The sequence below is a fragment of the Nocardioides turkmenicus genome (assembly GCF_011045035.1).
Classification (GTDB): Bacteria; Actinomycetota; Actinomycetes; order Propionibacteriales; family Nocardioidaceae; genus Nocardioides; species Nocardioides turkmenicus.
Genome location: NZ_JAALAA010000005.1, coordinates 244358 through 270319, shown reverse-complemented (window position 1 = coordinate 270319; position 25962 = coordinate 244358). Strand labels below are relative to the sequence as shown.

At 69.7% G+C, this 25962-nt stretch carries 23 protein-coding genes; 6 read left to right on the top strand and 17 right to left on the bottom strand.

The annotated features are described in order from the left end of the window. Window positions 1–50 precede the first annotated feature (50 nt). The 5 genes from infB to rimP all read right to left on the bottom strand — a co-directional run bounded on the left by infB (window position 51) and on the right by rimP (window position 5763). The gene (gene infB / locus G5C66_RS08120; protein ID WP_165110446.1) at window positions 51–2939 is read right to left on the bottom strand and encodes a translation initiation factor IF-2; all 2889 of its coding nucleotides are present in this window, start codon (window positions 2937–2939) and stop codon (window positions 51–53) included. Window positions 2940–3032: 93 nt separating this feature from the next. Next, window positions 3033–3395, bottom strand: a complete 363-nt coding sequence (locus G5C66_RS08115) for a DUF448 domain-containing protein (protein ID WP_165110445.1) — start codon at window positions 3393–3395, stop codon at window positions 3033–3035. Window positions 3396–3472: 77 nt separating this feature from the next. Beyond that, window positions 3473–4297 (bottom strand): alpha/beta fold hydrolase, encoded by an 825-nt coding sequence (locus tag G5C66_RS08110; protein ID WP_165110444.1) that lies wholly within the window; start codon window positions 4295–4297, stop codon window positions 3473–3475. Between the two features lie 2 nt (window positions 4298–4299). After that, window positions 4300–5277 carry a transcription termination factor NusA gene (gene nusA / locus G5C66_RS08105; RefSeq protein ID WP_165110443.1) on the bottom strand — a complete coding sequence of 326 codons (978 nt, stop codon included), beginning with the start codon at window positions 5275–5277 and terminating at the stop codon, window positions 4300–4302. 3 nt (window positions 5278–5280) lie between these two features. Further along, a complete protein-coding gene (gene rimP, locus G5C66_RS08100; RefSeq protein ID WP_420901730.1) occupies window positions 5281–5763 on the bottom strand; it encodes a ribosome maturation factor RimP in 483 nt (160 codons plus the stop codon). 183 nt (window positions 5764–5946) lie between these two features. On the opposite strand from rimP, the gene G5C66_RS08095 reads away from it, so the two are divergent. Both G5C66_RS08095 and G5C66_RS08090 read left to right on the top strand, forming a co-directional pair. Further along, on the top strand, window positions 5947–6384 hold the full coding sequence (locus G5C66_RS08095; protein ID WP_165110441.1) for a hypothetical protein: 438 nt from the start codon (window positions 5947–5949) through the stop codon (window positions 6382–6384). Then, entirely contained in the window at window positions 6381–6812 is a 432-nt protein-coding gene (locus G5C66_RS08090) for a DUF4439 domain-containing protein (protein ID WP_165110440.1), read from the top strand. The genes G5C66_RS08095 and G5C66_RS08090 overlap by 4 nt, the downstream gene beginning before the upstream one ends. Before the next feature lie 228 nt (window positions 6813–7040). Here the strand turns inward: G5C66_RS08090 and G5C66_RS08085 are convergent, their stop codons facing one another. The 3 genes from G5C66_RS08085 to G5C66_RS08075 form a co-directional block, all read right to left on the bottom strand. Further along, window positions 7041–7745, bottom strand: a complete 705-nt coding sequence (locus tag G5C66_RS08085; RefSeq protein ID WP_165110439.1) for an HAD family hydrolase — start codon at window positions 7743–7745, stop codon at window positions 7041–7043. Between the two features lie 19 nt (window positions 7746–7764). Next, window positions 7765–9009, bottom strand: a complete 1245-nt coding sequence (locus tag G5C66_RS08080) for an acetyl-CoA hydrolase/transferase C-terminal domain-containing protein (RefSeq protein ID WP_165110438.1) — start codon at window positions 9007–9009, stop codon at window positions 7765–7767. A 117-nt stretch (window positions 9010–9126) separates the two neighbouring features. After that, the gene (locus tag G5C66_RS08075) at window positions 9127–10887 is read right to left on the bottom strand and encodes a proline--tRNA ligase (RefSeq protein WP_165110437.1); all 1761 of its coding nucleotides are present in this window, start codon (window positions 10885–10887) and stop codon (window positions 9127–9129) included. Window positions 10888–10978: 91 nt separating this feature from the next. Here G5C66_RS08075 and G5C66_RS08070 point away from each other — a divergent pair, with 91 nt between their 5' ends. Together G5C66_RS08070 and G5C66_RS08065 are read left to right on the top strand one after the other, a co-directional pair. Beyond that, on the top strand, window positions 10979–11965 hold the full coding sequence (locus tag G5C66_RS08070; RefSeq protein WP_165110436.1) for a hypothetical protein: 987 nt from the start codon (window positions 10979–10981) through the stop codon (window positions 11963–11965). Then, the gene (locus G5C66_RS08065) at window positions 11962–12951 is read left to right on the top strand and encodes a hypothetical protein (RefSeq protein ID WP_165110435.1); all 990 of its coding nucleotides are present in this window, start codon (window positions 11962–11964) and stop codon (window positions 12949–12951) included. Before G5C66_RS08070 ends, G5C66_RS08065 begins: the two co-directional genes overlap by 4 nt. A 12-nt stretch (window positions 12952–12963) precedes the next feature. Here the strand turns inward: G5C66_RS08065 and G5C66_RS08060 are convergent, their stop codons facing one another. From G5C66_RS08060 to G5C66_RS08045, 4 genes are all read right to left on the bottom strand, one after another. Then, on the bottom strand, window positions 12964–13809 hold the full coding sequence (locus G5C66_RS08060) for a GNAT family N-acetyltransferase (RefSeq protein WP_165110434.1): 846 nt from the start codon (window positions 13807–13809) through the stop codon (window positions 12964–12966). A gap of 56 nt (window positions 13810–13865) precedes the next feature. Further along, window positions 13866–14525: a hypothetical protein gene (locus tag G5C66_RS08055; protein ID WP_165110433.1), complete on the bottom strand. Its 660-nt coding sequence runs from the start codon at window positions 14523–14525 to the stop codon at window positions 13866–13868. Window positions 14526–14650: 125 nt separating this feature from the next. Continuing rightward, window positions 14651–15433 carry an SDR family NAD(P)-dependent oxidoreductase gene (locus tag G5C66_RS08050; protein ID WP_165110432.1) on the bottom strand — a complete coding sequence of 261 codons (783 nt, stop codon included), beginning with the start codon at window positions 15431–15433 and terminating at the stop codon, window positions 14651–14653. Beyond that, entirely contained in the window at window positions 15417–17426 is a 2010-nt protein-coding gene (locus G5C66_RS08045) for a hypothetical protein (protein WP_165110431.1), read from the bottom strand. The genes G5C66_RS08050 and G5C66_RS08045 overlap by 17 nt, the downstream gene beginning before the upstream one ends. 222 nt (window positions 17427–17648) lie before the next feature. Between G5C66_RS08045 and G5C66_RS08040 the strand changes: the two genes are divergently transcribed. Continuing rightward, window positions 17649–17804: a hypothetical protein gene (locus tag G5C66_RS08040; protein ID WP_165110430.1), complete on the top strand. Its 156-nt coding sequence runs from the start codon at window positions 17649–17651 to the stop codon at window positions 17802–17804. Beyond that, window positions 17801–18208 (top strand): hypothetical protein, encoded by a 408-nt coding sequence (locus G5C66_RS08035; protein WP_165110429.1) that lies wholly within the window; start codon window positions 17801–17803, stop codon window positions 18206–18208. Before G5C66_RS08040 ends, G5C66_RS08035 begins: the two co-directional genes overlap by 4 nt. A gap of 206 nt (window positions 18209–18414) precedes the next feature. On the opposite strand, the gene ispG is transcribed toward G5C66_RS08035, so the two are convergent. The 5 genes from ispG to G5C66_RS08010 form a co-directional block, all read right to left on the bottom strand. Further along, window positions 18415–19569, bottom strand: coding sequence for a flavodoxin-dependent (E)-4-hydroxy-3-methylbut-2-enyl-diphosphate synthase (gene ispG, locus G5C66_RS08030; RefSeq protein ID WP_165110428.1), 1155 nt, complete (start codon window positions 19567–19569; stop codon window positions 18415–18417). A 22-nt stretch (window positions 19570–19591) separates the two neighbouring features. Further along, window positions 19592–20950: a M50 family metallopeptidase gene (locus G5C66_RS08025; protein ID WP_165110427.1), complete on the bottom strand. Its 1359-nt coding sequence runs from the start codon at window positions 20948–20950 to the stop codon at window positions 19592–19594. Further along, window positions 20947–22056 (bottom strand): 1-deoxy-D-xylulose-5-phosphate reductoisomerase, encoded by a 1110-nt coding sequence (gene dxr / locus G5C66_RS08020; RefSeq protein WP_338144105.1) that lies wholly within the window; start codon window positions 22054–22056, stop codon window positions 20947–20949. Before dxr ends, G5C66_RS08025 begins: the two co-directional genes overlap by 4 nt. A 208-nt stretch (window positions 22057–22264) precedes the next feature. Beyond that, window positions 22265–24301: an acyltransferase family protein gene (locus tag G5C66_RS08015; RefSeq protein WP_165110426.1), complete on the bottom strand. Its 2037-nt coding sequence runs from the start codon at window positions 24299–24301 to the stop codon at window positions 22265–22267. A 143-nt stretch (window positions 24302–24444) separates the two neighbouring features. Continuing rightward, window positions 24445–25887, bottom strand: coding sequence for a gamma-aminobutyraldehyde dehydrogenase (locus tag G5C66_RS08010; RefSeq protein ID WP_165110425.1), 1443 nt, complete (start codon window positions 25885–25887; stop codon window positions 24445–24447). Between the last annotated feature and the right edge of the window lie 75 nt (window positions 25888–25962).

The following is a 25962-nucleotide window of genomic DNA, read 5'->3' as shown; positions in this document are numbered from 1 at the left end:
GAGACGTTGGCCGGGCCGCGACTGCGACCCGGCCAACGTCAGAGGCTTGTTCAGCCCCGGGGAATCTCCACCATCTCGAAGGCTTCGATGATGTCGCCTTCCTTGATGTCCTGGAAGTTCTTCAGGACCAGACCGCACTCGAAGCCCTCGCGGACCTCGGCGGCGTCGTCCTTCTCACGGCGCAGCGAGGCGAGGTCGAGGTTGTCGGCCGCCACGGCGCCGTCGCGCAGGACGCGAACCTTGGCGTTGCGGCGGATGAGACCCTCGGTGACCATACAACCGGCGATGTTTCCGGCCTTCGACGAGCGGAAGATCGCGCGGATCTCCGCCTTGCCGAGGACCCTCTCCTCGTATTCCGGCTTGAGCATGCCCTTGAGGGCCGCCTCGATCTCCTCGATCGCCTGGTAGATGACCGAGTAGTAGCGGATCTCGACACCCTCGCGGTCGGCCAGCTCCGTCGCCTTGCCCTGCGGGCGGACGTTGAAGCCGATGATGATCGCGTCGGAGGCAGCCGCCAGGTCGACGTTGGTCTCGGTGATCGCACCGACACCGCGGTCGATGACCCGGATGCCGACCTCGTCGCCGACGTCGATCTTGGCCAGCGCGTCCTCGAGCGCCTCGACCGAACCGGACACGTCGCCCTTGAGGATGAGGTTGAGCTCCTGGCTCTCGCCCTTCTCCATGGAGGCCATGAAGTCCTCCAGCGTGCGGCGTACGCGGCGCTTGGCCTGCTGCGCGGCACGCTCGCGTGCCTCGCGCTTCTCGGCGATCTGGCGAGCCATCCGGTCGTCCTCGACGACCAGGAAGCTCTGACCCGCACCCGGCACCGCCGAGAGACCCAGGACCATCGCCGGACGCGACGGGGTCGCCTCGGTGATCTCGTGGCCGTACTCGTCGATCATCGCGCGGACGCGGCCGTGGGCCGGGCCGGCGACGATGGACTCACCCACGCGCAGCGTGCCGCGCTGGACCAGGATGGTCGCGACCGGGCCGCGACCGCGGTCGAGGTGAGCCTCGATCACGATGCCCTGCGCGTCCTGGCTGGCGTTGGCCTGCAGGTCGAGCGAGGCGTCGGCGGTCAGCACGACGGCCTCGAGGAGACCATCGATGTTGATCCGCGACTTCGCCGAGATCTCGACGAACATGGTGTCGCCGCCGTACTCCTCGGGGATGAGGCCGTACTCGGTCAGCTGGCCACGGACCTTGGTCGGGTCCGCCTCCGGCTTGTCGATCTTGTTGATCGCGACCACGATCGGGACACCGGCCGCCTTGGCGTGGTTGAGCGCCTCGATCGTCTGCGGCATCACACCGTCGTCGGCCGCGACCACGAGGATCGCGAGGTCCGAGGACTGCGAACCACGGGCACGCATGGCGGTGAACGCCTCGTGACCCGGGGTGTCGATGAAGGTGATCTTGCGCTCTTCGCCGTCGACCTCGGTCGAGACCTGGTAGGCACCGATGTGCTGGGTGATGCCACCGGCCTCGCCCTCGATGACGTTGGCGTCACGGATGGCGTCGAGCAGCTTGGTCTTACCGTGGTCGACGTGACCCATGACGGTGACGACCGGCGGCCGGACCGTCCAGTCGGACTCGTCGCCCTCGTCGCCGAGCTCGATGTCGAAGGACTCGAGCAGCTCGCGGTCCTCGTCCTCGGGGGAGACGACCTGGACGACGTAGTTGAGCTCCTCACCGAGCAGCTCGAGGGTCTCGTCGTTGACGGACTCGGTCGCGGTGACCATCTCACCGAGGCCGAACAGCATCTGCACCAGCTGAGCCGGCTCGACGTTGATCTTCTCGGCGAAGTCGGTCAGGCTCGCGCCGCGAGCCAGGCGCACGGTCTCACCGTTGCCCTTGCGTACGCGGATGCCACCGATCGTCGGGGCCTCCATGGCCTCGAACTCCTGGCGACGCGCCCGCTTCGACTTCCGGCCACGGCGCGAGGGACCACCCGGGCGACCGAAGGCACCCTGGGTCGTGCCGCGACCACCGGGGCGACCGGCACCGGGACGACCGCCACCGGGACCGCCGCCGAAGCCGCCGCCACCGGGACGACCGGCACCGCCGCCGCCACCGGGACGACCGGCACCACCCGGACGACCGCCGCCACCGGGACGACCCGGGGCACCGGCACGACCACCGGGACCGCCACCAGGACGGGCACCGAACGCGGCCGGGGACTTCGGCATCATCGCCGGGTTGGGACGCGGCATGCCGGGACGGCCACCGGCCTGGCCACCCTCACGGGCGGCCGCGGGACGCGGCGGACGCTGGTCGCCACCGGCCGGGGCACCGCCCTGGCCGCCGCCCTGGGCTCCACCCTGGCCGCTGGGACGCGGACGCCCCATGCCCTGGTTGGAGGAGAACGGGTTGTTGCCCGGGCGCGGAGCGCCGGGCTTGCCGACCGGACGCGGACCGGGACGACCGGCACCGGCGCCGCCGGTGCCACCCGCACCACCGCGGGCCGCGGGGGCCTGCGGACGAGCGCCCGGCTTCGGGGCACCCGGCTTGGGCGCGCCCGGCTTCGGGGCGGTCTTCGGGCTGGGCTTGGGAGCGGACGCCGCGGGGGCTGCCGGAGCCTCGGCCTTCTTGGCCGGCGGCTTCGGGCCGGGCTTGGGCGCTGCCGGCTTGGTCTCGGCAGGCGCCTCGGCAGGCTTCTCGGGCGCCTTGTCGGCGGCCTTCTTCGGGGCCGCGGGCTTGGGCGCTGCCGGCTTGGGGCCGGGCTTGGGGGCAGCCGGCTTCTCGACGGTGGACGCGGAACCGCCCTTGCCGCCGGCCTTCAGGCCGGGGCCGATCTCCTTGCGGAAACGCATCTCCGCAGGCAGCTCGACGGTCGAGCTCGCCGACTTGACGAACTCTCCCATCTCCTTGAACTTCTCGAGAACGAACTTGCTCTCGACTCCGAACTCCTTGGCGAGTTCGTGGACTCGGGTCTTAGCCACGCTTCTCCTTCTGGCCACAGACCCAAATCCGGGTGAAAACTGTGACCACTAGTGGGTGTAGAACACGCTCATCGCGAAGTACTCATCGAGTGCTCATGAGCTTTTGCTCCAATTCCTGGTCAGTTGACCGTCGGCGACGGTCGTGGGTGTCTGGCGCGTGTCGAGGTAGTCCTCCACCGGTGCGCTGGAAAGCCCGCCCTCGGCCCCCTTACCTTTCGGGAACAGGGCCCGGGTGAACGCCTTCCGGCGCACCGCGAGTTCGTAGCACTCACGCGTGGGGTGCAGGTGCGCCCCTCGCCCGGGTGCGGTGGCTGTCGGATCGGGCACGACGGCCGGCTGGCCGTCGCGGTCCGAGCCGGCGGTCACCCGCAACAACTCGCGCTTGGCGGCTCGCTTCCCGCAACCCACGCACGTACGGACAGGTCCGTTCTGCGTAGTTTCTTCGAGGCGTGCCACCGATCCTTAACACTACCGCTTCCGGGGTTCGGTAGACGAAACCGGGGCACAGGTCGTTCTTATTCCGTGACCGATCGTCACAGGATGGCGGCGATCTCCGGCCAGGCCAGCCTGCCCAGGTCGCGGTCGGCATCCTCCGAGCCGCCCCAGGCGAGCCTGGTGCTCGGCGGCAGAACGGGCTCGCCCGGAAGCACGACCCGATGCCCGGCCTCGGGGTGGGTGACCACGATCGTCTCCAGGTCGTGAGCCGTACGCCGCCGCCGGACCGCCTCCGCGAAGAGGACCGACGGCCACAGCTCGTCGTCTCCCCCGGCGACCAGGACGACCTCACCGGCGATGCGCTCGACCGGGATGGTCGCGGCGGGCACCCGGTCGGCGTACTTCTCCAGGGCCGAGAGGTAGGCCTCGCAGAACGACGCGAGCTCGCCGTCCGCCTCCTTCACGGCATCGTCGACGGCCTCGTCGTCGAAGGGCACGAACGGCACCGGCTCGCCGCGCAGCGTCCACGACGACCGCTGCGGCCGCTCGTCGCTCAGCCCGGCCCAGGAGACGTACGTCGGGGAGATCCCGACCACGGCGTCGATCTCGGGGTGCAGGGTGCCGAGCAGCAGCGCGGCCTGGGCACCCCAGGAAGCGCCGAGCACGACCAGCCGCTCGTAGCGGGCGTGGAGGTCGCCGAGGACGTCGTCGAACGTCTCCAGCGGCATGAGCCGGGCCTCGTTCGGCTGGCCGGGTCCGCCGAAGTAGCGGATCGACGCCGCGGCCACGCCGTGGGCGGCGAGCATCCGGCACCGGTCGGTCTCGATCCGGCCCGAGGACCCCGACAGGACGAGTACGCCGGTGGTCGCCCCTTCCGGCTCCAGCAGGATGCCGTCGGGGTCGGTCAGAGTGGTCTCACGCACGATCAGGCGACCGGGGTCTCCTCGTCGGAACGGATGTCGATGCGCCAGCCGGTGAGCCGGGCGGCCAGGCGGGCGTTCTGCCCCTCCTTGCCGATCGCCAGCGAGAGCTGGTAGTCGGGCACCACGACGCGGGCGGACTTGGTCGCCTCGTCGATGATCTCGACCGAGGAGACGCGGGCCGGGGAGAGCGCGGAGGCGACGAGCACCTTCGGGTCCTCGGACCAGTCGACGATGTCGATCTTCTCGCCCTGCAGCTCCGACATCACCTGACGGACCCGCTGGCCCATCGGTCCGATGCAGGCGCCCTTGGCGTTGACACCGGGGACGGTCGACTTGACCGCGATCTTGGTGCGGTGACCGGCCTCGCGGGCGATCGCGGCGATCTCCACGGTGCCGTCGGCGATCTCGGGCACCTCGAAGGAGAAGAGCTTCTTGACCAGGTTGGGGTGGGAGCGCGAGAGCGTGATCTGCGGGCCGCGCATGCCCTTGCGCACGCTCACCACGAGCGCCTTGATCCGGGTGCCGTGGCCGTAGTCCTCGCCGGGCACGCGCTCGGAGAGCGGGATGACGCCCTCGAGCCGGCCAAGGTCGACGAGCACGTCGTCGGGGTTGCGCCCCTGCTGGATGACGCCGGAGAGGATGTCGCCCTCCTTGCCGGAGAACTCGCCGAACTTCACGTCGTCCTCGGCGTCGCGCAGCCGCTGCAGCACGATCTGCTTCGCGGTCGTGGCGGCGATCCGGCCGAAGCCCTCGGGCGTGTCGTCGTACTCCCCGATCACGTTGCCCTCGTCGTCGACCTCGGAGGCCAGCACACGTACGTGGCCGGTCTTGCGGTCCAGGTCGACCCGGGCCTTCGTCTGGGCGCCCTCGGTCTTGTGGTAGGCCGTCAGCAGCCCCTGCTCGATGGCCTCGACGAGCACATCGAGCGAGATCTCGCGCTCCCGCTCCAGCATCCGCAGGATGCTCATATCGATGTCCATGGCCTACTCCCCCTCGTCGATCCGCTTGAACTCGATCTGCACAAGCGCCTTCTTCACGTCGTTGTACGCCACGTCACGGCGCTTGCCGCTCACCTCGAGCGTCGCGCGCTCCTCGTCGGACTCCTTGACGCGTCCGGTGAACGTGGAGCCGTCGGTGGCGGTGACCTTGACCAGGCGACCCTTGTTGCGGCGCCAGTGGCGCGGCAGGGTCAGCGGCCGGTCGACACCGGGAGAGGTCACCTCGAGGGTGTAGGGCTGCTCGCCCATGACGTCGGACTCGTCGAGGACCCGGTTGACCTCACGGGTGGCCTCGGTGACCTCTTCATGGGTGATCCCGCCGTCCTTGTCGACGGCGATCCGCAGGATCCGGCGCTTGCCGGCCGGCGTGATCTCCACGGCCTCGATGTCCAGGCCCAGGGCCAGGAGCGGGTCGGCGAGGGCCTTCTCGATGGCACTCGCGATCGCGTCCTTCCGCTCAGCACTCAACGCGATCTCCCCCTGCATCCTGTTGTCCGGTCCTGTTGTGGCTGGTCCGATTGTCCGGGCCTCCGAGCACACGGCGTCCCTGACGAAACCATACCTGTACGCCTCGGGTGTCCCGAAACAGCGCGCGGCTGTGTTGGAAAGCCGCTGACGCGACTCCCGCCGGGTGTCGTTAGGGTTCCTCACGTGACCAGCGCACGTGCCCTCCGGATGCTCTCTCGGCGCACCGCTGTGGGTGTCGCCGCGGTTGCCCCGCTGGCCGCCTCGGCGTGTTCGGCCTCGGAGATGCTGGATCCTGTCAAAGCACCCCCGCCCAGCACTCCCCCGGCCCCCGCCAATCCCGACCAGAGTGTGATCGACGCCACGGTCGCGGCGATCCTCGGGGCCGACGAGGGCGCACCGGCGGCCTTCGTCCAGCTCCACCGGGCGCACATCGAGGCGCTGGCCCCGACCAAGGGCGTGACCGCGGACCCCGCGACCGGGCGCTGGCAGGACCGTCAGCTGGCCCTGGTCACGAAGCTGACCACCGCGGCCGGCCGCGCGGTCGACCCTCAGCTGGTCACACTGCTCGCCTCGGCCGCCGCCGGCCAGCAGCAGCTCCTGCACGGACGGGGTCTGGCATGACCACCGCGGACACGGCCTCGACGGAGGCCGTCCAGGCGGCCCTCGCGGTCGAGCACGCCGCGATCTTCGTCCTCGGCGCCCTGGGCGGGCGCACCTCCGCCTCCTCGGCGCCGGCCCTCGCGCGGGCGCTCACGGATGCGTACGACGACCACGTGAACGCGCGCGAGGCGCTGGCCGCGCACGTGGTGGCTGCCGGGATCGAGCCGGTCGCGCCCTCGGCCGTCTACGACCTGCCCGGCCGGATCGGGACGGAGGCGGGCATCGGCGCCGCGGCGCTGCGGCTGGAGAAAGACATCACCGCCACGTATCTCGCGCTGGCCCCCAAGGCGACCGGCACCCATCGGACGCTGCTCATCCAGCTGCTGTGCCGGGCGGCGGCGCGCCAGCTCGACCTGGGCGCGAAGCCGACGGCGTTCCCCGGGACCTGAACCGGGCACCTGCCCGAAAAGCCGAGATGGGCCCGCGAACCGTCCGGCGCGGGAGACTCCCGAGATGTCTCCCGAGACCGGGCGGCTCGCGGGCCAGGTTTTTGGCCTGGACACGAGGCCTGAGAAGCCGCCTGCGGCGGAACCTCTCTTGCAGAAGTATGCAATCCCCGCCCAGAACCGCCCAGACCCGCAAAAGCGCATTGCAAGAACTTGCAACTTTTGGAGGAGTCATTCCCAGGAGCGAACGAGGTGGTGTATGTCGCTCAACTGTTCGGCCACGGCGTCCGGCGAGCCTTCGCTGTGGCCCACCTGGCTGCTCGGGATGTTGCTGTGGGGGATGTGGATCGCCCGCATACCGGCCTTCTGAGCACCGTACACATCATCGAAGAGCCTGTCGCCCACGTAGACACATCGAGATGGATCCGAGACCTTCACCGCCTCCATCGCCGCGTGGAACGCCTCCTCAGCTGGCTTCGTCCAGGGCACCTCGGAGGTGTAGACGTCACCGTCGAGCAGGTCGAGCACGCCGTCGCGCTCGAAGAACCCGCGGTGCCACGCGCGCGGCCAGATCGTGTTGGACAGCACCCCGACGCGTACGCCGTCGGCGCGGAGCGCCTCCCACAGCGGCCCGACCTCGGGGTCGGTCAGCGTGTGCGGCTCCCAGAACTCGTAGTAGGCGTGGAGCAGGTCCGGGTCGTGCTCGAGCCCGGCCTCGGCGAAGAGGTCGTCGATCGTGGAGCTGTGCTGATGGTCGCGGCTGCGCGCCCAGATCGTCTCGCCGGCCTGGTGCAGCCTGGACGCGTTGACCGGATGGTCGTCGTCGCAGGCGCCCTTCACCGCCTGGGCCAGCGCCAGCGACTCCGCATGGAAGTCGATGTCGTGCCACTTCGTCAGCGTTCCGCCCCAGTCGAAGATCACCGCGTCGATCGCCATGGCCCGACCCTAGCGGCGCTCAGCGGGACGGTCGCGCCGATTCCACGGCCTCGATGAGCTGCTCGCGGAAGTCGGGGTGGGCGCAGCGGTCGATGATCCGGCGGGCCCGGGCGGCCGGCGAGAGACCACGCAGGTCGGCGACGCCCTGCTCGGTGACGACGACCTGGACGTCGTGGGCGGTGTGGTCGACCCGGCTGACGAACGGCACGATGCGCGAGACCGTTCCCTGCTCGGCGGTCGAGGGCGCGACGAAGAAGTTGAGGTGGGCGTTGCTCGCGAAGTCGCCCGAGCTCCCGACGGCGTTGACGTTGCCGTGGATGTCGGCCTGCTCCATCGGGTCGATCGCGATCAGGCCGAGCCGGCGGATGACCTCGGGATGGTTGGAGATCTCCTGCGGCCGCAGCAGGATCCGGCCCTTGTAGTGGTGGACGTCGCCGCCGAACCGCCGGGTGCCCGCCTCGGAGAGGCCGAAGGCGGTCGCCGAGACCCCGATCAGCTTCCCGGAGTCGAGGAGATCGAGGAGACCGTCCCGGATCGTGTCGGTGTAGGCCGTCAGGTGCTCGAACTCGGCCTTCTGGAGGCTGGCGAGGACCGCGTCGGCGACAGGCCCGGCACCGGCGTGGAGCGGGAGCAGGCTGGGATGCAGGCGGTCGTGACGTACCTCGTGGCGGAGGAAGTCCACGACCAGATCGGCCATCGCGTGGCTCTCGTCCCCGATCGGGCTCGGTGGGGTGCCCGGGTCGGGAAGGTCGGTCTCGACGACGGCGACCACCTTGGCGGGATCGACGAGCAGGTAGGGGTCACCGATGCGCTGCATCGGCGTCGTCAGCTGGATCGGCGCCCGCAGCGGCGGCAGCCGGTTGCCGTGATGGATGTCGTGGAACCCCTCGAACCCGCGCGGGTGGCGGCTGTTGACCTCGAGGACCACCTTGTCGGCGAGGTCGAGCCAGGTCTGGTTGTTACCGACACTGCTCCCGGGCACGAGCAGCCCGTTGGGCAGGATCGCGGCCACCTCGACCACCGCGACGTCGAGAGCGCCGTAGAACCCGGAGACGGCGTGCTGGGCGACCCGGGAGTGGCGTACGTCGACGTCCTCCGGCCACTCCCGCACCTCGCCCAGCGCCTCCGGCACCGCCTTCGGATGCCCGGCCCCGGCGAACCCGGAGAGCGCCACGGCCTCCCCCGGCCCGATCTGCGCCGCCGCCTCTTCCGCGCTCATCACGCGCGTGGCGAGCGCGTCGTCGAGAATCCTGTCCCCCGTCATGGGGTCGATCTTGCCGCAATCTCCACCGCCGAACCCGCAGAAGTGGCGGCCGAGAATGCAGTTGTGGGCGACGAGACTCGAGTTTCGTCGCCCACAACTACAGATTCGGCGGGTGGGTCAGCCTGCGACGACCTCGGTCAGGTGGGCGACGGCGTCGCCGAGGGCGACCTCGGTCTTCTCGCCGCTCTTGCGGTCCTTGACCTCGATCTTGCCCTCGACCAGGCCCTTGCCGACCGTGACGATGGTCGGGACGCCGATGAGCTCGGCGTCCTTGAACTTCACGCCGGGCGAGACCTTGGGGCGGTCGTCGTAGAGCACGTCGATGCCGGCGGCCTCGAGCTCCTCGGCGAGCTTCGCCGCGGCCTCGAAGACGGCGGCGTCCTTGCCGGTGGCGACCAGGTGGACGTCGTACGGAGCCACGTTGCGCGGCCAGCACAGACCGATGTCGTCGAGGGTGCCCTCGGCGATGGCGGCCACGGCGCGGGTGACGCCGATGCCGTAAGAGCCCATGGTGACGGTGACCAGCTTGCCGTTCTCGTCGAGCACCTGCAGGCCGAGCGCGTCGGCGTACTTGCGGCCGAGCTGGAACACGTGGCCCATCTCGATACCGCGGGCCAGGGTGAGCGGGCCGGAGCCGTCGGGAGCCAGGTCGCCCTCGCGGACCTCCGCGGCCTCGATGGTGCCGTCGGGGGTGAAGTCGCGACCGGCGACCAGGTCGATGACGTGCTTGCCCTCGACGTTGGCGCCGGTGACCCAGCGGGTGCCGGTGACCACGCGCGGGTCGACCAGGTAGCGGATCCCGGACTCGGACTTCTCGCCGAGCACCTCGGGCCCGATGTAGCCCTTCACGAGCGACGCGTGCTTCTTGAGCTCGACGTCGTCCATGGGCTCGACCTCGATCGGCTCCAGCTGGCCCTCGAGGCGCTTGATGTCGACGTCGCGGTCGCCGGGCAGGCCGATGGCGAGCGGCTCGGAGGTGCCGTCGGGGTGGCGCAGCATCACGAGCACGTTCTTCAGCGTGTCGCCGGCCTCCCAGGGACGGTCCTCGCGCGGGTACGCCTCGTTGAGGTGGTCGACGAGAGTCTGGATCGTCGGCGTGTCGGGGGTGTCCTCGGCGTGAGCGGCCGGGACGCCCTCGTAGGAGATCGGCTCGGGGGCCAGCGTCGTGACCGCCTCGACGTTGGCGGCGTAGCCGCCGGGCGAGCGTACGAAGGTGTCCTCACCCGCCTCGGAGACGGCCAGGAACTCCTCGGAGGCCGAGCCGCCCATCGCGCCGGAGGTCGCCTTCACGATGACGTACTCGAACCCGAGGCGGTCGAAGACCTTGACGTACGCCGCGCGGTGGTCCTGGTAGGACTTCTCCAGGCCCTCGTCGGTGTAGTCGAAGGAGTAGGAGTCCTTCATGATGAACTCGCGACCGCGCAGCAGCCCCGCGCGGGGACGCGCCTCGTCGCGGTACTTCGTCTGGATCTGGTAGATCGACAGCGGCAGGTCCTTGTAGGAGCCGTAGAGGTCCTTGACCAGGAGCGTGAACATCTCCTCGTGGGTGGGCCCGAGGAGGTAGTCGGCTTCCTTGCGGTCCTTGAGCCGGAAGATGCCGTCGCCGTACTCCGTCCAGCGGCCGGTCGCCTCGTAGGGCTCGCGGGGCAGCAGCGCCGGGAAGTGCACCTCCTGGGAGCCGATCGCGGCCATCTCCTCGCGGATGATCTCCTCGACCTTGCCGAGCACGCGCAGTCCCAACGGCAGCCACGAGTAGATCCCCGGAGCGGCGCGGCGGATGTAGCCGGCACGGACAAGCAGCTTGTGGCTCGCGACCTCGGCGTCGGCGGGGTCCTCACGCAGAGTCCGCACGAAAAGGGTCGACATACGGGCGATCATGCGGGCAAGCGTACGGCTCGCAGGACCGCACTCGCGAACCGGATGGAATTGGCGTTGCAACCGCCGCGGCACCCCGCGCATCTTGACTTTCATGAGAGGTAACCGAATCCCGGCACTGGCCACGGCCATCCTTGCTGCTCTCATGCTCCCGGTGGCGTTCCTGTCACCGGCTTCTGCCGCTCCATCCGTCAGCGTCCGACCGCTCCCGCTACCCCTGGGAGCGCCACCGACGGTCCCCTACATCGCCGGTTCCGTGGGCGACTACGACGTGATCGACGGGGACACGAAGGTCTCGATCCCGATGACCGCTACCGGCCACGCCAACCTCCTCGGTGCCTCCGGCAACGGCTACCTGGTCCGCGTCTTCCCGGAGCACCGCATCGTGCGTGTGGAGCCGGGGAAGGCTCCGAGGCTGCTCGTCGACCTGGGCCTGTCCGAGGACGCCAGGCTCTCGTCCGACGGCCGCTACCTGCTGCTGCTCACGTATCCGGACAACAACGCCGTCGCGCGGGTCCTGGACGCCGCGACGGGTAAGCAGATCGCTCGCCGCACGTTCCGGGTCCGCTCTCGGGTGATTCCTCTTGACGTACGCGGGACGAAGGTCTTGATCGGTGCCCATGCACCGGCCCGAACCCTCACCTGGAACTGGAGCACCGGAGCCATCACCACGATCGCGAACCGGACGGCGTACGTGGCCTCCTACGCCACCGACCGGCTGGCGACCTACGACACCTTCTCTGGACAGCCGGAGTGCACGTACGTCTCGAAGATCTCAACCCCGACCCGGACGATCTGGCGCACGTGCGCCGAGAAGGTCGTCTCCTTCTCCCCCGACGGCGCTCGGATCGCCACCGCGCAGAACAACGGCGGCGCCGAGCACGTCATGCGCCGCAGCCTCAACGGCACCCTGCTGACCCGCTACACCAACATGAACGGGGTCTGGGTAGGACGTTGGGAGACCAACTCCCGGATCCTGCTGCAGTCCTATCCCAACGACCGTACGACCTCCTGGCTGGTCCGCTGCGAGGCCTCGGCCTGTGAACGCGCCGCCAAGGGACACTTCGAGGACCTGACATGAAGACCACACTCATCCGCGTCCTGGCAGGCATCACCCTGGCCGCCACCGCGCTCTCGCTTCCGACCTCACCGGCATCCGCCGCCACCGATGTCGACGTACGTCCCGGGTCGCTGCCCACGGGCGACCGGCCGGCGATTCCCTACCTGCACCACCCCTCCGACGACTCCTGGTCGGTGGTCGACCCGAAGACGGGCATGAAGACCCCGTTCACCATCGGAGAGGCCGACTCGGTCACGCTCGTGGGCAGGTCGGGCAGCGGGTTCCTGCTGCGGATCCACTACCGGACCGACCGGCTCATCCGTGCCGAGCTGGACAAACCTCAGCGCACGATCATCGACGGGATCCACTACCAGTCGCTGACCAAGATGTCGGCCGACAGCCGCTACCTGCTCACGACCGCCTTCGTCTCCAACGGTACGCAGGTGCAGGTCCGCAACGCGGTCACCGGTGCGATCGTCGCCCGGCACACCTTCCGCAACACGACCGAGCCGAACCCGATCGACGTCAGCGGCACCCGCGTGCTCATCGGCGGGTTCGCTCCCGCGCGCACGATGGTCTGGAACTGGAGCACCGGCACGATCCGGACGATCGCGTCTCGCGCGGCCTACACCGGCGCCTTCAGCACCGACCGGGTGGCGACCTACACCAGGAAGCCGTTCGAGGACGGGGCGTGCACCGTCGTGTCGAGCGTCTCGCAGCCGGGCACCACGCTGTGGCGGTCGTGCACCGAGGCGGTCGGAGCCTTCTCGCCCGACGGCGCCAGGATCGTCACGGAGGCGATCGGATGGGTGGATGGCGCGACAGTGGTACGCCGCCGCAGCGTCCGTGGCACTCTGCTGGCGAACTACCGCAACCCCAACGGTGTCTGGGTGCACGGCTGGGAGAGCAGCACCCGGGTGCTGCTCGAGTCGGCACCCTACGCCGGGTCCAGCTGGCTGGTCCGCTGCGAGGGCACCGCGTGTGAACGCGCCTGGCAGGCGTACTGAATCAGCACATGATCAGAACATGATGGTGGAGAAGCGGGCCGTCTCGAGGAAGCCGGCCCGCTCGTAGGCGCGGCGCGCGGGGGCGTTCCACTCGTTGACGTAGAGGGAGATGCGGGGGGCGATCTCGTTGCGGACGATGTCGCAGACCGCGGCCATCCCGCGAGCGGCGAGGCCCTCACCGCGCCGGTGCGGAGGCACCCAGACACCCTGGATCTGGGCGGCCTCGGGGGTCGCGCAGGCGACCTCGGCCTTGAAGACGACCTCGCCGTCCTCGATCCGGGCGAAGGACCAGCCGCGCGAGATCAGCTGGAGGACCCGGGCACGGTAGAGGTCGCGGCCGCCGCCGGTCTCAGGCGAGATCCCGACCTCTTCGGAGTACATCGCCACGCACGCCGGATAGAGCACCTCCATGTCGGCGCGAACCGTGCGGCGTACGAACGGGTCGGGCTCGACCAGGCTCTGCAGCTGCTGCTCGAGATGCGGCTGCTCCCAGCGCTGGTCGCGCGGCGTCCCCCAGGCATCGCCGATCGATCCCCACAGCGAACGCACCGCGGGCTGCCGCCCGACGATCGTCGAGACGGTGCGTACGCGTCCGCGGGCCCGCTCGCCGAAGGCGGCGGCGTCGTCCTCGGTGGCCTGGATGGGGACCAGGTTGGCGCCGACGTGACAGGCCGCGATCAGGTCTCCGCCGTCCCAGCGCCCCCAGATCTCTCCGCCCAGCCAGCGCGGCTCGAGGTTGGTCGTGCGGGCCCGGTACTCGGCGAACACGTTCACCACCGGATCCAGGGCGGTCAGCTCCAGGAACGCGCTGAGATCCCCCGCATGCAGCGGGCGGATTCCCTGGCGCGTCGTGAGCATGTCACCGAGCCTAGGGCCAATCTGGTCGTACGTCCCCCTGCGGCTCGCTGGCCGGATCACCCGAAGATGCGCTCGATGGTGTGCATTCGCTCGCGGACGGTCTTGAGGCGTACGTCCTGGCCGGCCTCGCCGGTGTCGCCCCAGACCGCCCGGCCCACCATCACGCCGCCGGCGCCGAGGGCGCGGATCCGCGGCAGACGGTCGCTGAAGTCGTCCCAGCCCATGCCGTCCGACCGCGCGACCCAGGGCGCTCCCCCGAACTCGGCGCTCTCGATGGCCGCGAGGCCCTCGTCGCTGACCTTCAGCTTGAGCACGATGCCGCCGCACCGCGAGCGCGCGCCGAGAGCGGCCAGGTCGTCGAGGCAGCCCGGCGTCGTGCAGTAGGGCTCGAGGAAGACCCGCTCGTAGCCGGGAAGACGGTCGAGGATGGCCAGCGCCGTCGACGCGCAGCCGCCCTGGTGGTCGTCGAACCCGACCTTCACCGCGTCGGTCGACCGCTCCGGGACGACGAGATCCTCGACGGTGTCGATGTCCGGGAGCCCCGCGCAGGCGAGCCCGCGACGTACGCCGCCGTGCCCTTGGGTGGGACGTACGACGATCCCCCAACCAGGGGTGTCGGCCACCAGATCGAGGAGCTCGGGCCTGATGTCGGCCGAGTCCGGGGCGCGGAAGAGGGCGTCGTCCGCGTGATCGATGGCAAGCCAGAAATTGGTCACTGTAGTCGCCAGTCTGAGAAGGGAAGAGATGACGTGTGGAGGCGCTAGGCGAAGCCTAAGCAGCCCGGGCGCGCATCAGCGGCATCTCCGGTTAATTGCAGATTTCGAGTCGCGGGCGCGGCCCGTCAGTACTCGCCGCCGTCCGCGACGATGCACTGGCCGTTGATGGCGGCGGCGCCGTCGGAGGCCAGGAAGACGCACACCTTGGCGACGGCGTCGGCGGTGACGAACCGGTGCCCAGGGATGCGCGCCGCCCGGTAGGCGATGTACTGGTCGACGGTCACCCCCTCCTTGCGCGCGTGCTTGACGAACACCTGCCGGGAGGACTCGCTCCACATCGGCCCGGGGGCGACGACGTTGGCCCTGACGATGCCCGCCTCCTCCTGCGCGATCGCCTGGGCGAGCCCGGTCAGCGCGTGCTTGGAGACGCCGTAGGCGGCCCGTCGCGAGGGCGTCCGGATCCCGAAGACGGAGCTGACCAGGACGACCGCCCCGGAGCGGGCCGCCCGCAGCTTCGGCAGGGCGAGCGAGGCCGTGCGCCACACCGAGGACAGGTTGAGGTCGAGGGTGAGCTGCCACTCGGACCGGTCGATCTCGGCGACCGTGTCAGGGCTCGGGTTGATGCCGGAGCAGTTGATGAGGCCCGACAGGGTGTCGAACCCGGCGAGCGTCTCGGCCAGGGCGTCGACGCCCTCGTCGGTGGTCAGGTCGGCCGCCACCCGCGCCACCGCCCCGGTCTCGTCGGCGAGGTAGGCCAGCTCGGTCGTACGGCTGTAGCCGTGCACGATCACAGGAATGCCTTCGGCGCTCAGCCGGCGCGCGACCGCACTGCCGAGGTCGCCCGTGGCTCCGAGGACAAGAACCGGTGGCCGAGGTTGTGCACCCGGCGACTCAGGCTGTGTGCTCATGGCGCTCCTTGATCCGTTGGATCGCCGTCCTCACCACTTCCTCGTGTGCGGGCGGCAGACCAGTGAGAGCTTCGAGGTGGCTCAGGCAAGTGATATCACCCATTTGCCCGAGCCGATATGCGGTTATCGGAATCGCCGGCGCCAGGACCGGGTGATGCAGCCGCCGGACCAGTGCCTCGGTGATGTCGGTGTCCATGCGGAGGGCGTCGCGCTCCCGGCCGATGGACGGCGGATCCTCCTCGTGGTTCAGGATCTGCAGGTAGCCGTCGACCGGGACACGGCCACGCAGGATCAGCTGGTACATCGCCGCCTTCCGCAGGAACAGCGACCGGAACGCCTCCAGCACGAACTCCAGCTCGTCCCAGTAGCGCTCCGGCGCCTGGTCGAGAAGCTCCCCGTAGTCGTCGCGCTCCTCGGTCAGGTAGAGGCAGATCAGCCGGTCCATCCACGACAGGCTCTCGCGTACGCTCAACCGGGCCACGGCGTCGAGGTCACCGGGCTGGAACCCGGCCTTGAGGAAGGTCATCACCATCCCGCCGAGGTGCATGTTGACGAAGCGGGCGCCGTCGAGCGCCATCGCGCGCCCGTCGAGCAGCCGGTCGCGGATGCTCTCGGCCACGAAGTAGCGGTAGAAGGTCTCGTGGGCGAACTCCGCCGACTCCACCGAGTCCTTGGTCCGCCCACTCACTCCGAAGATCTCGGGGTGGTCGAGCAGGTCGGCGATCCATTCGTACGTCAGGAAGTCACGCTGCCGGGTGATGTCGAGATCCCGCTGCAGGTTGGCGAAGAGCCACTCCGAGACGCGCGGCACCGGGATCAGGTCCTGCTCCTGCGACCCCGGTTCGTCCATCCCGGTGAACATGTCCCAGGCGATGTCGCGATAGGTCTGGAACCGCACCCGGCTGGGAATGCGCGAGCTCTTCCGGTCCCAGGGCTGGCCGCAGATGTGCTTGAGGTGGACGGTGTAGCCGTCCCACAGCGTCCGGGGCGCCGGAGCGCCCTCCTCGATGGACGCGTAGAGCTGTTTGAGGACCAGCGGCGTCGCCGGGAAGAAGCCGCCGCCGCGCTCCATCTCCGCCGCCAGGCTGCTCAGCTTGTCGTCGCCGCCACGTTCCGCGGCGAGCGCGCGCACCTCGACCGGGGAGATCGGCTCGACGCGTACGACCACAGGGGCCTCGACGCCGAGGCCCTCCAGGCGTGCGGGGCTGCGCAGCTGCTCGGCGAGCTCGTCCCGCTCCGTCTGCAGGTTGCGCTTGCTGATCACCACGAACCGGCCGCCGCGTCCGAAAGCGGAGCGCAGCTCGCTGAGGTCGGGACGGGTGACGCCGTGCTCCTCGGCGCTGGAGGAGATCAGGTCGAAGTCGTCGATGACGACCGGCGAGCGGTCCTCGCCGACCAGGTCGCCGAAGTCGACCGCGCCGTCACGCAGGCTGATGTAGCGCACCTGCTCCTGCGAGGCGGTCCAGTCCCGGACCTCGATCGTCTTCCCCGAGCCCGAGGGTCCGGTGAGGAAGAAGAGGTTGGACTCGGTGTTCGCGAGCCACCGGCCGAGCGCCTCGATCAGCGGGATCGTGGTCTGCTCGGTCGTCAGCCCGCTCAACGGCGCCACCCGAGCGCGCGGGAAGGTCAGCCGGGCGCTGGTGGACGTGGGCATCGGCGCCGCGTCCGTGTCCGCCGGCGCCAGCACGGGCCCGGGCGGCTCGGTCTCCTCGTCACGCCAGGCGTACGCCTTCCACCACTTCGCCTGCCAGATGCCGGTGTTCTTCCGGATCCACTCTCCCCGGTGGGCCGGGTCGAGGGTGCGGGGCACCGCACCTCCGACGACGCGGATGAGCTCGTCGAGCGGCATCAGCTTCGAACCGGACGTACGCCGGTAGAAGGTGCTCCGGGCCATCGCCACACCGGAACCGCCGTCAGCTTTTCCGGTCACCTGCCGGACCCAGGCGCGCAATTCGCTGTTGAACTGCTCTGGTGAGAGAGATTCGTCGGTCATGTCCCCTCGCCGAGTCGTCGCGAACGCGGTTGAGAGTATCCCGCAGGCGTCCCAATTCTGTCTCAGAAACGTCCCAACTCCGGTGGGACTGTCTTTACATCGTCCCCACTCCCACCCGCCTACTGGCGAGTTGGATGTGGCCTCCGCCACCGTGGAGATGTCCCCGACAGGGACAGCGCCGGCCCCACCTACCGGGCCCCACCGCTGAAGGAGATGACGACCATGAGGAACCACAAGTTCAGCATCGCCACCTTCGCCGTCACGCTTCTCGTCGTGTTCGGCTTCAACCAGCTGCTCAGCGCCGAGCCGCCCACGTGCCAGGCATCCGCCGGCACCTCGTCCGTATCCGTCGTCCTCACGGAAGGAGTGCTGTCATGACCGACTTCCTGCGCCCCGGCGACACCGTCCGGGCTCGCGGCGGCGTCCGCTCCGGAAAGCGCGGTGTCGTCGTCGCCACCGCCGCAGGCCGCACCAAGGTCCGCTTCAAGGGCAGCAGCGGCAGCAGCTGGGTACGCAGCGGCAACCTGAGCTCCACCGGCAGCACGCTGCCCTGGATCCTTCCGGTCAAGGCCGCGCTCGTCCTGTTCCTGGTCGTGCCGGCTGTCCGGTTCGTCGTCGTCTACCTGTGGACCCACGGCGGACTCGACGGCTTCGCCACGGCTCTCGGAACCCAGATGGGCCAGGCGGCGGTCGCCTGGGGTCATCTGATCACCACGGACCCGGTCGGAGCGCTCCTCCACCTCGGGTTCCTCGGCGTGGTCTCGAGGTTGATGCACTGGTGAGACCACCACGACCTTCGAGGCGTACGCAGGGGGACGTCTCGAAGCACAAAACGAGGCCCGGTCCGAGACTTCGGACCGGGCCTCCTTGCGTGCGGGCGGGGCGGCGCGGATGCTGACCGAGGTATCTCGGTGGATGCGCACTGTCATCGTGGAGTTCCACGAGGACAGTGACCGCTCACCGAGTTACCTCGGTGAGCATCCACCCGTCAGCCGCTGACGGAGACCGATGCCCCGGCGCCCTCGACGGGCTCCATGCCCTCGGCGATCTTCATCGCCTCCTCGATGAGCGTCTCGACGATGGCGGACTCGGGGACCGTCTTGATGACCTCGCCCTTGACGAAGATCTGGCCCTTGCCGTTGCCGGAGGCGACGCCGAGGTCGGCCTCGCGGGCCTCCCCGGGGCCGTTGACGACACAGCCCATGACCGCGACCCGCAGCGGGACCTCGAGGCCGTCGAGCCCGGCGGTCACCTGGTCGGCGAGCTTGTAGACGTCGACCTGCGCGCGACCGCAGCTCGGGCAGGAGACGATCTCGAGGCGGCGCGGGCGGAGGTTGAGCGACTCCAGGATCTGCAGGCCGACCTTGACCTCCTCCACCGGCGGCGCGGAGAGCGAGACGCGGATGGTGTCGCCGATGCCCTTGGACAGCAGCGAGCCGAAGGCGACCGACGACTTGATCGTGCCCTGGAAGGCCGGGCCGGCCTCGGTGACGCCGAGGTGGAGCGGCCAGTCGCCGGCCTCGGCGAGGAGCTCGTAGGCGCGGACCATGACCACGGGGTCGTTGTGCTTCACCGAGATCTTGAAGTCGTGGAAGCCGTGCTCCTCGAACAGGGACGCCTCCCAGATCGCCGACTCGACCAGCGCCTCCGGCGTGGCCTTGCCGTACTTCTCCAGCAGCCGCTTGTCGAGCGAGCCGGCGTTGACGCCGATCCGGATCGACGTGCCGTGGTCCTTGGCCGCGGCGGCGATCTCCTTGACCTGGTCGTCGAACTTGCGGATGTTGCCCGGGTTGACCCGGACCGCCGCGCAGCCGGCCTCGATGGCGGCGAAGACGTACTTCGGCTGGAAGTGGATGTCGGCGATCACCGGGATCTGCGACTTCTTCGCGATCGCCGGCAGCGCGTCGGCGTCGTCCTGGCTCGGGCACGCCACCCGGACGATGTCGCAGCCCGACGCGGTCAGCTCCGCGATCTGCTGCAGTGTCGCGTTGACGTCGGAGGTCAGCGTCGTGGTCATCGACTGCACGGAGATGGGGCTCTCGCTGCCCACGCCCACCGAGCCGACCTTGATCTGGCGGGTCTTGCGGCGAGGGGCGAGCACCGGAGCGGGCGCTTCCGGCATACCGAGGGGGATCGACGTCATGTCTACCAATCTTACGGGCGGGTCAGGCTTGGAGATGAAGCGGGACGACGAGGTCGGCGACGATCAGGACAACACCCATCACCAGCAGCGCCGAGGCCACGACGTACGCCACCGGGAGCAGCTTCGCCGGGTCGGCATGACCCGGGTCGGGCCGCCGGAAGACCTTGGCGAACGCGCGGCGTACGCCCTCCCACAGCGCGGTCGCGATGTGACCGCCGTCGAGCGGCAGGAGCGGGACGAAGTTGAAGATGCCGATGAAGAGGTTGAAGCCACCGACCAGGAACGCGAAGCTCGAGACCTTCTCGGCGACGTCGAGGTCGTCGTGGGCGGCGATCTCGCCGGCGATCCGGCCGCCGCCGACGATGCTGACCGGGCTGTCGGCCGAGCGCTCCTCGACGCCGACGATCGCGAGCGCGACGTGCCAGACCTTGACCGGGAGGCGCAGCAGCGAGTGGACGGCGTTCTCCGCCATCGTGCCCATCTCCTTGAGCGCGTAGACCGGCCCCTCCTTGGTCGTCACGATGTGGGACTCGGGCGACATCCCGAAGAAGCCGACCTTGGCGGTCTCCGGATCGGCGCTGGTGTCGTCGACGTCCTTGATCCGCTCCTGGATCACGGTCTGGGTGTGCAGCGTCATCCGCTCGCCGTCGCGCTCGATGACGATGGTCGCGTCACCGTCCATGTTGTCGCGGATCAGCTTCTGGGCGACCGCCCACGAGGTCAGCTCGGTGCCGTTGAACGAGATCAGCTCGTCACCGGGCTTGAGGCCCGCGTCGGCGGCCGGGGTCGGCTTGTCGCTCGGGCGGCACTCGCGGCCCTGGTCCTCCCAGCTCAGCAGGCACTCCTGCAGGCTCGAGACGACCGGATGTCCCGCGTTGACGACGGGCTCGCGGACCCCGTAGATGCCGAAGACGCCCCACAGCACGAAGAACGCGATCGCGATGTTCACCGTGGGCCCACCGGCCATCACGATGACCTTCTTCCACCACGACATCTTGTAGAAGAGCCGCGGCTCGTCCTCGGGGCGGATCAGCTCCCACTCGGCCGAGCGGGCGTCGCTGATCAGCTGGGTGAACATGCCGGTGTTGGACTTGCGCACCTTCAGCGCGCCGTCCTCGGTGCGCTCCCCCAGCTGCTCGGCGCCGGGAGGCAGCATGCCGACGATCTTCACGAAGCCGCCGAGCGGGATCGCCTTGAGGCCGTACTCCGTCTCGCCGACCTGCTTCGACCACACCGTCGGCCCGAAGCCGATGAAGTATTGCGTCACTTTCCCGCCGAACGCCTTCGCCGGGATCATGTGGCCGAGCTCGTGGAGCCCGATCGAGACCAGGATCGCGACGACGAAGCCGATCACGGCCAGCGTGTAGAGCAAGTAGCTCATGAACGGGTCTCCAAGATGCGGGTGGCTTCCTCGCGCGCCCAGGCGTCGGCGGCGAGCACATCCTCGATCGAGAGGCTGCTTTCAGAGCGTACGCCGCCATGGGCTGCCAGCACCTCCGCAATCGTGTCCACGATGCCGGTGAACGGGATCCGGCCCTCGTGGAAGGCGTCGACGCAGACCTCGTTCGCGGCGTTGTAGACGGCGGGGTGGGTGCCGCCGCGGGTGCCGGCCTCGCGGGCCAGTCGCACCGCGGGGAAGGCGGAGTCGTCGAGCGGCTCGAAGCGCCAGTCGGAGGCCTTGGTCCAGTCGATCGGGGTCTCGGCGTCGGCCACCCGCTCGGGCCAGGCCATCCCCATCGAGATCGGCACCAGCATCGTCGGCAGGCCGAGCTGGGCGACGACGGCGCCGTCGGTGAACTCGACCATCGAGTGGATGTACTGCTGCGGGTGGACGACGACCTCGATCCGGTCGAACGGCACGTCGAAGAGCAGATGGGCCTCGATGACCTCGAGGCCCTTGTTGACGAGAGTGGCGGAGTTGGTCGTGATCACCCGCCCCATCGCGAAGTTGGGGTGCTTGAGCGCCTGCGCCGGGGTCACCTCGCCGAGCTCCTCGCGGGAGCGGCCGCGGAACGGGCCGCCCGAGGCGGTGAGCACGAGCTTGCGCACCTCGTTCGCAGCGCCCGCGCGCAGCGACTGCGCGATCGCGGAGTGCTCGGAGTCGACCGGCACGATCTGGCCGTCGCCCGCGACGCGCTTGACCAGCGGCCCGCCGATGATCAGCGACTCCTTGTTGGCGAGGGCGAGGGTGTTGCCGGCCTCCAGCGCGGCCAGCGTCGGGCGGAGTCCGACGGCCCCGGTGATCCCGTTGAGCACCACGTCGGCGGGCTGGGCGGCGGCCTCGACCGACGCCTCCTCCCCCAGCCCGGAGAGCTTGGGCGCGAACTCGGCGACCTGGGCCTCGAACCGCTCCTTGTTGGACCCGCCGGCGGTCAGTCCGACGACCCGGAACCGGTCCGGGTTGGCGCGCACCAGGTCGAGGGCCTGGGTGCCGATGGACCCGGTCGAGCCGAGGATCACCACGTCGCGTGGTCGCTGCTGATTCACCCGCACATTCTCCCAGCAGAGGCTGACAGCGCGCCAAGCGGCCGCCTCCGATATCGCCCGGGATCTTCCCGGGAAATAGCAACAGCCCCGGACTCCCCCACGGGTCCAGGGCTGTGCATGAAACGTTTTGCAACGTCTGCCCACAATTAAGCCACAAAGAGGCACGCGAAAGCAAATCCCGAAACGCGCGTCCCAGTTAAATCCTCGGTTAAATATGGGGCGCCAGGATCACGCCCAGTCGCGGAGCGACGTGACGGACCCAGGACTCGGTCAGGTGCGAGTCGTCGTAGTAGGTCACCTTCTCCCCCACGACCAGCGGGCAACGGTCCTCGGCGCACACGAAACGCTGGGTGTCGACGTACGCCGCCCTGGTGCCCTTCACCGCCGCCTCGGTGAGCGCGTTGCTGCTGGTCTCGCGGGAGTCCGGGTCGCTGAGGCACGACAGCTGGTCGGCCTCGGGAGCGCTGAGGCAGTCGGCCGGGTTGTGGTCGACGGCCGGTACATCGCCGAGGACGACGACCCTGCGCGAGATCTTCCGGAAGTCCTTCACCGTGCTGCGCACGGCGCGCGACCACTGCTCGTCACGGCTCATCCCGGCGTACGTCTTGGGCATGAAGAGCTGCCCGCGCGCGGTCGAGACGATCGTGTCGGGGTCGAGGCGCTCGAGGTGGTCCGTCGACCAGTCGCGGAAGTCGTCGCACTCGGCCTGGGTCATCTTCTTGCCGCGGTGCTGGACCGGGTAGGGCGCGCAGCCGACCTTGACGACCGGCACGACCCGGAAGCCGTTCTCCTTGCCGAGGTCGTCGAAGGCGGTCAGCCACATGCCGGCGTGGGAGTCGCCGACCACGGCGACGGTCTTCTTCGCGTCGGTGTCGCCGAGGGTGCAGTCGGCGCCGCGGGTCTCGCCGTAGTTGGCGTAGCAGTCTCCGTAGGTCTTCTGCCACCGGTCCTCGGTGATCTCCTCGCCCAGGACGGCGGGCGGGATCGGCCCGCCGCGGTCGGCGATCTCGAGAGCGGCGCGGAGCTCGCGCTGCACCTGCGGCGGGCCGCCGGTCTCGGCCGCGGTGTCGGGGACCTCGTTGGCGGCGAACCAGGCCTGCGCCTGGGCGGCCCGCTCCTTCTCCGCGTACGCCGCATAGCCGGTCGTCAGCCAGCCGCTGCCGATCGCCAGCACGAGCGCGGCCGGCCACAGGACGAGCGAGCGCAGGCCGTGAGAGACCATCGGCACCTGCTTGCGCTGGAACGGGAGCTCGACGAAGCGGTGGCTCAGCGCCGAGAGCAGCAGCGCGGCGGCGACCGAGACCGTCATCTCGAGGGCGGCGTTGCCGAGCCTGAGGAGCTCGGGGCCGAGCACGATCAGCGGCCAGTGCCACAGGTAGAGCGAGTAGGAGATGTCGCCGACGTAGCGCAGCGGGCGGACCGCGAGCAGCCTGGCGGTCGGGGCGTTCGCGCCCGAGGCCAGCAGCGCGACCGTGCCGAGGGTAGGCACCAGCGCCTGCCAGCCGGGGAACGGGGTGGCCTCGCTGAACACGACGGTCGACACGACGATCGCCGCGGCTCCGCCGATCCCGGCGGCGATGCTCGCGGCGCCCTTGAGCCGTCCGCCCCAGCAGGCCAGCAGCGCGCCGGCGGCGAGCTCGTAGGCACGGGCCGGCGTGGAGAAGTACGCGGCGGTGGGGTTGTCGCCGGTGGCGTACACCGACCACGCCAGGCTGGCGACCGCGATCACCGCGGCGACGACCGTGAAGCCCTTGCGACCCAGCCTGGGGATGAGCAGCAGCGCCAGGACCGGCCAGACCAGGTAGAACTGCTCCTCCACCGACAGCGACCAGTAGTGCTGGAAGGGCGAGGGCTCGCTGGGCTGGAAGTACTCCACACCCTCGGCGGCGAAGTGCACGTTGGCCAGGAAGAACGCCGCCCAGGTGCCGTCAGCGGCCGCGTCGGTGAGCCTGGTCGTGGGCAGCTGCCAGGCGGCGTACGCCAGGACGACCAGGATCACCAGGGTGGCCGCCGGCAGGATGCGGCGGGCCCGGCGCGCGTAGAACTGCGGGATGCTGACGGTGCCGGACTCGTCGGCCTCGCGCAGCAGCAGCGTGGTGATCAGGAAGCCGGAGAGGACGAAGAAGACGTCGACGCCGACGAACCCGCCCTCGGTGTGCGGGACGCCCGCGTGGGCAGCGACGACCAGACCTACGGCAATGGCCCGGAGACCTTGGACATCTGTCCGCCATTGCTTGGCTGACATGTGGGGTGCACCTCGTGTGGGGGATCGACTGCTTCCATTGCTGGGTCCGCCCCGCGGAGGTACGCGAAACGGCCCTCGATGCTTTCACGGACCCCTCCGGCCCGCACATCGAGGGTCGCACACTCACATGTTTGTCTAGCGGATTACTCGCCGATGAACGACATCACGTGCTTGATCCGGGTGTAGTCCTCGAAGCCGTAGACGGAGAGGTCCTTGCCGTAGCCGGAGTGCTTGAAGCCGCCGTGGGGCATCTCGGAGATGTAGGGGATGTGGGTGTTGATCCAGACCACGCCGAAGTCGAGGCGCTTGCTGACCCGCATCGCGGTGGCGTGGTCTTTGGTCCACACGCTCGAGCCGAGGCCGTAGTCGACGTCGTTGGCGCACCGGAGCGCCTCGACCTCGTCGGCGAACCGCTGCACGGTGATCACCGGGCCGAAGATCTCGTTCTGGATCTGCTCGTCGTCCTGGCGCAGGCCGGCGAGGACCGTGGGCTGGTAGAAGTAGCCGTTCTCGCCACCCTCCACCCGAGCCGGCGCTCCCCCGGCCGCGATCGTGGCGTGGTCCGGGAGCCGGTCGACCATGCCCGCCACCCGGGCGAGCTGGCCGGGGTTGTTGAGCGCGCCGACGTCGCGGTTGTCGGCGGGGAGGCCCACGGTGGTGTTGCGGGCGGCCTCCGCGAGCGCGGCGACGAACTCGTCGTGGATGCCTGCCTGCACCAGGACGCGGGTCGCCGCGGTGCAGTCCTGGCCGGCGTTGAAGTAGCCCGCCGCGGCGATCCCCGCGACCGCCTGGTCGATGTCGGCGTCGTCGAAGACGATCACCGGCGCCTTGCCGCCGAGCTCGAGGTGGACGCGCTTGACGTCGGCCGCGGCGCTCGCGGCGACCTCCATGCCGGCGCGCACCGAGCCGGTGATGGCGACCATCTGCGGCGTCTTGTGGCGGATCAGCGCGCGGCCGGTGTCGCGGTCGCCGGTGACGAGGTTGAGCACACCCGGCGGCAGGAACTCCTGGGCCAGCTCGGCCAGCAGCGACGAGCTGGCCGGGGTCGTGTCGGACGGCTTGAGCACGACCGTGTTGCCAGCGGCGAGGGCCGGGGCGATCTTCCACGACATCATCGCGAGCGGGTAGTTCCACGGCGTGACCTGCCCGATCACGCCGATCGGCTCGCGGCGGATCCAGGAGGTGTGATCCTGCAGGTACTCCCCCGCACTCTTCCCCTCCAGGGTCCGCGCCGCGCCCGCGAAGAACCGGAAGTGGTCGATCGTCGGCGGTAGTTCCTCCTCCAAGGTCAGCCGGTAGGGCTTGCCGGTGTCCTTGACCTCCACCGCGGTCAGCTCCTCGGCGCGGGCCTCCATCGCGTCGGCGATCCGGAGCAGGGCCAGGCTGCGCTCCTGGGGCGTGGTCTCGCCCCAGGTCTCGAAGGCCGAGGCGGCGGCCGCGTACGCCTTGTCGACGTCGGCCTCGGACGACATCGGGGCCTGGGCGTAGACCTCGCCGGTCGCGGGGTCGACGACGTCGTACGTCGCGGAGTCGGCGGCCCCGCACAGCTCGCCGCCGATCACGTTCCTGAAGATCTGGTCAGCCATGCGGTAGAGACTAACTCCTTCCTGTAACAGGGATGTCACAACTGAATCCGAAGTGATATTCGCACTTTGAAACGG

Bases quoted from the DNA above. Each gene is read 5' to 3' on its own strand.
- G5C66_RS08085 (WP_165110439.1), bottom strand. From the start codon at position 7,745: ATGGCGATCGACGCGGTGATCTTCGACTGGGGCGGAACGCTGACGAAG.
- G5C66_RS08060 (WP_165110434.1), bottom strand. From the start codon at position 13,809: ATGCTCACGACGCGCCAGGGAATCCGCCCGCTGCATGCGGGGGATCTC.
- nusA (WP_165110443.1), bottom strand. From the start codon at position 5,277: ATGGACATCGATATGAGCATCCTGCGGATGCTGGAGCGGGAGCGCGAG.
- G5C66_RS08080 (WP_165110438.1), bottom strand. From the start codon at position 9,009: ATGACGGGGGACAGGATTCTCGACGACGCGCTCGCCACGCGCGTGATG.
- G5C66_RS08075 (WP_165110437.1), bottom strand. From the start codon at position 10,887: ATGATCGCCCGTATGTCGACCCTTTTCGTGCGGACTCTGCGTGAGGAC.
- G5C66_RS08065 (WP_165110435.1), top strand. From the start codon at position 11,962: ATGAAGACCACACTCATCCGCGTCCTGGCAGGCATCACCCTGGCCGCC.
- G5C66_RS08010 (WP_165110425.1), bottom strand. From the start codon at position 25,887: ATGGCTGACCAGATCTTCAGGAACGTGATCGGCGGCGAGCTGTGCGGG.
- G5C66_RS08050 (WP_165110432.1), bottom strand. From the start codon at position 15,433: ATGAGCACACAGCCTGAGTCGCCGGGTGCACAACCTCGGCCACCGGTT.
- G5C66_RS08040 (WP_165110430.1), top strand. From the start codon at position 17,649: ATGAGGAACCACAAGTTCAGCATCGCCACCTTCGCCGTCACGCTTCTC.
- G5C66_RS08045 (WP_165110431.1), bottom strand. From the start codon at position 17,426: ATGACCGACGAATCTCTCTCACCAGAGCAGTTCAACAGCGAATTGCGC.
- G5C66_RS08015 (WP_165110426.1), bottom strand. From the start codon at position 24,301: ATGTCAGCCAAGCAATGGCGGACAGATGTCCAAGGTCTCCGGGCCATT.
- ispG (WP_165110428.1), bottom strand. From the start codon at position 19,569: ATGACGTCGATCCCCCTCGGTATGCCGGAAGCGCCCGCTCCGGTGCTC.
- G5C66_RS08035 (WP_165110429.1), top strand. From the start codon at position 17,801: ATGACCGACTTCCTGCGCCCCGGCGACACCGTCCGGGCTCGCGGCGGC.
- G5C66_RS08025 (WP_165110427.1), bottom strand. From the start codon at position 20,950: ATGAGCTACTTGCTCTACACGCTGGCCGTGATCGGCTTCGTCGTCGCG.
- G5C66_RS08090 (WP_165110440.1), top strand. From the start codon at position 6,381: ATGACCACCGCGGACACGGCCTCGACGGAGGCCGTCCAGGCGGCCCTC.
- G5C66_RS08070 (WP_165110436.1), top strand. From the start codon at position 10,979: ATGAGAGGTAACCGAATCCCGGCACTGGCCACGGCCATCCTTGCTGCT.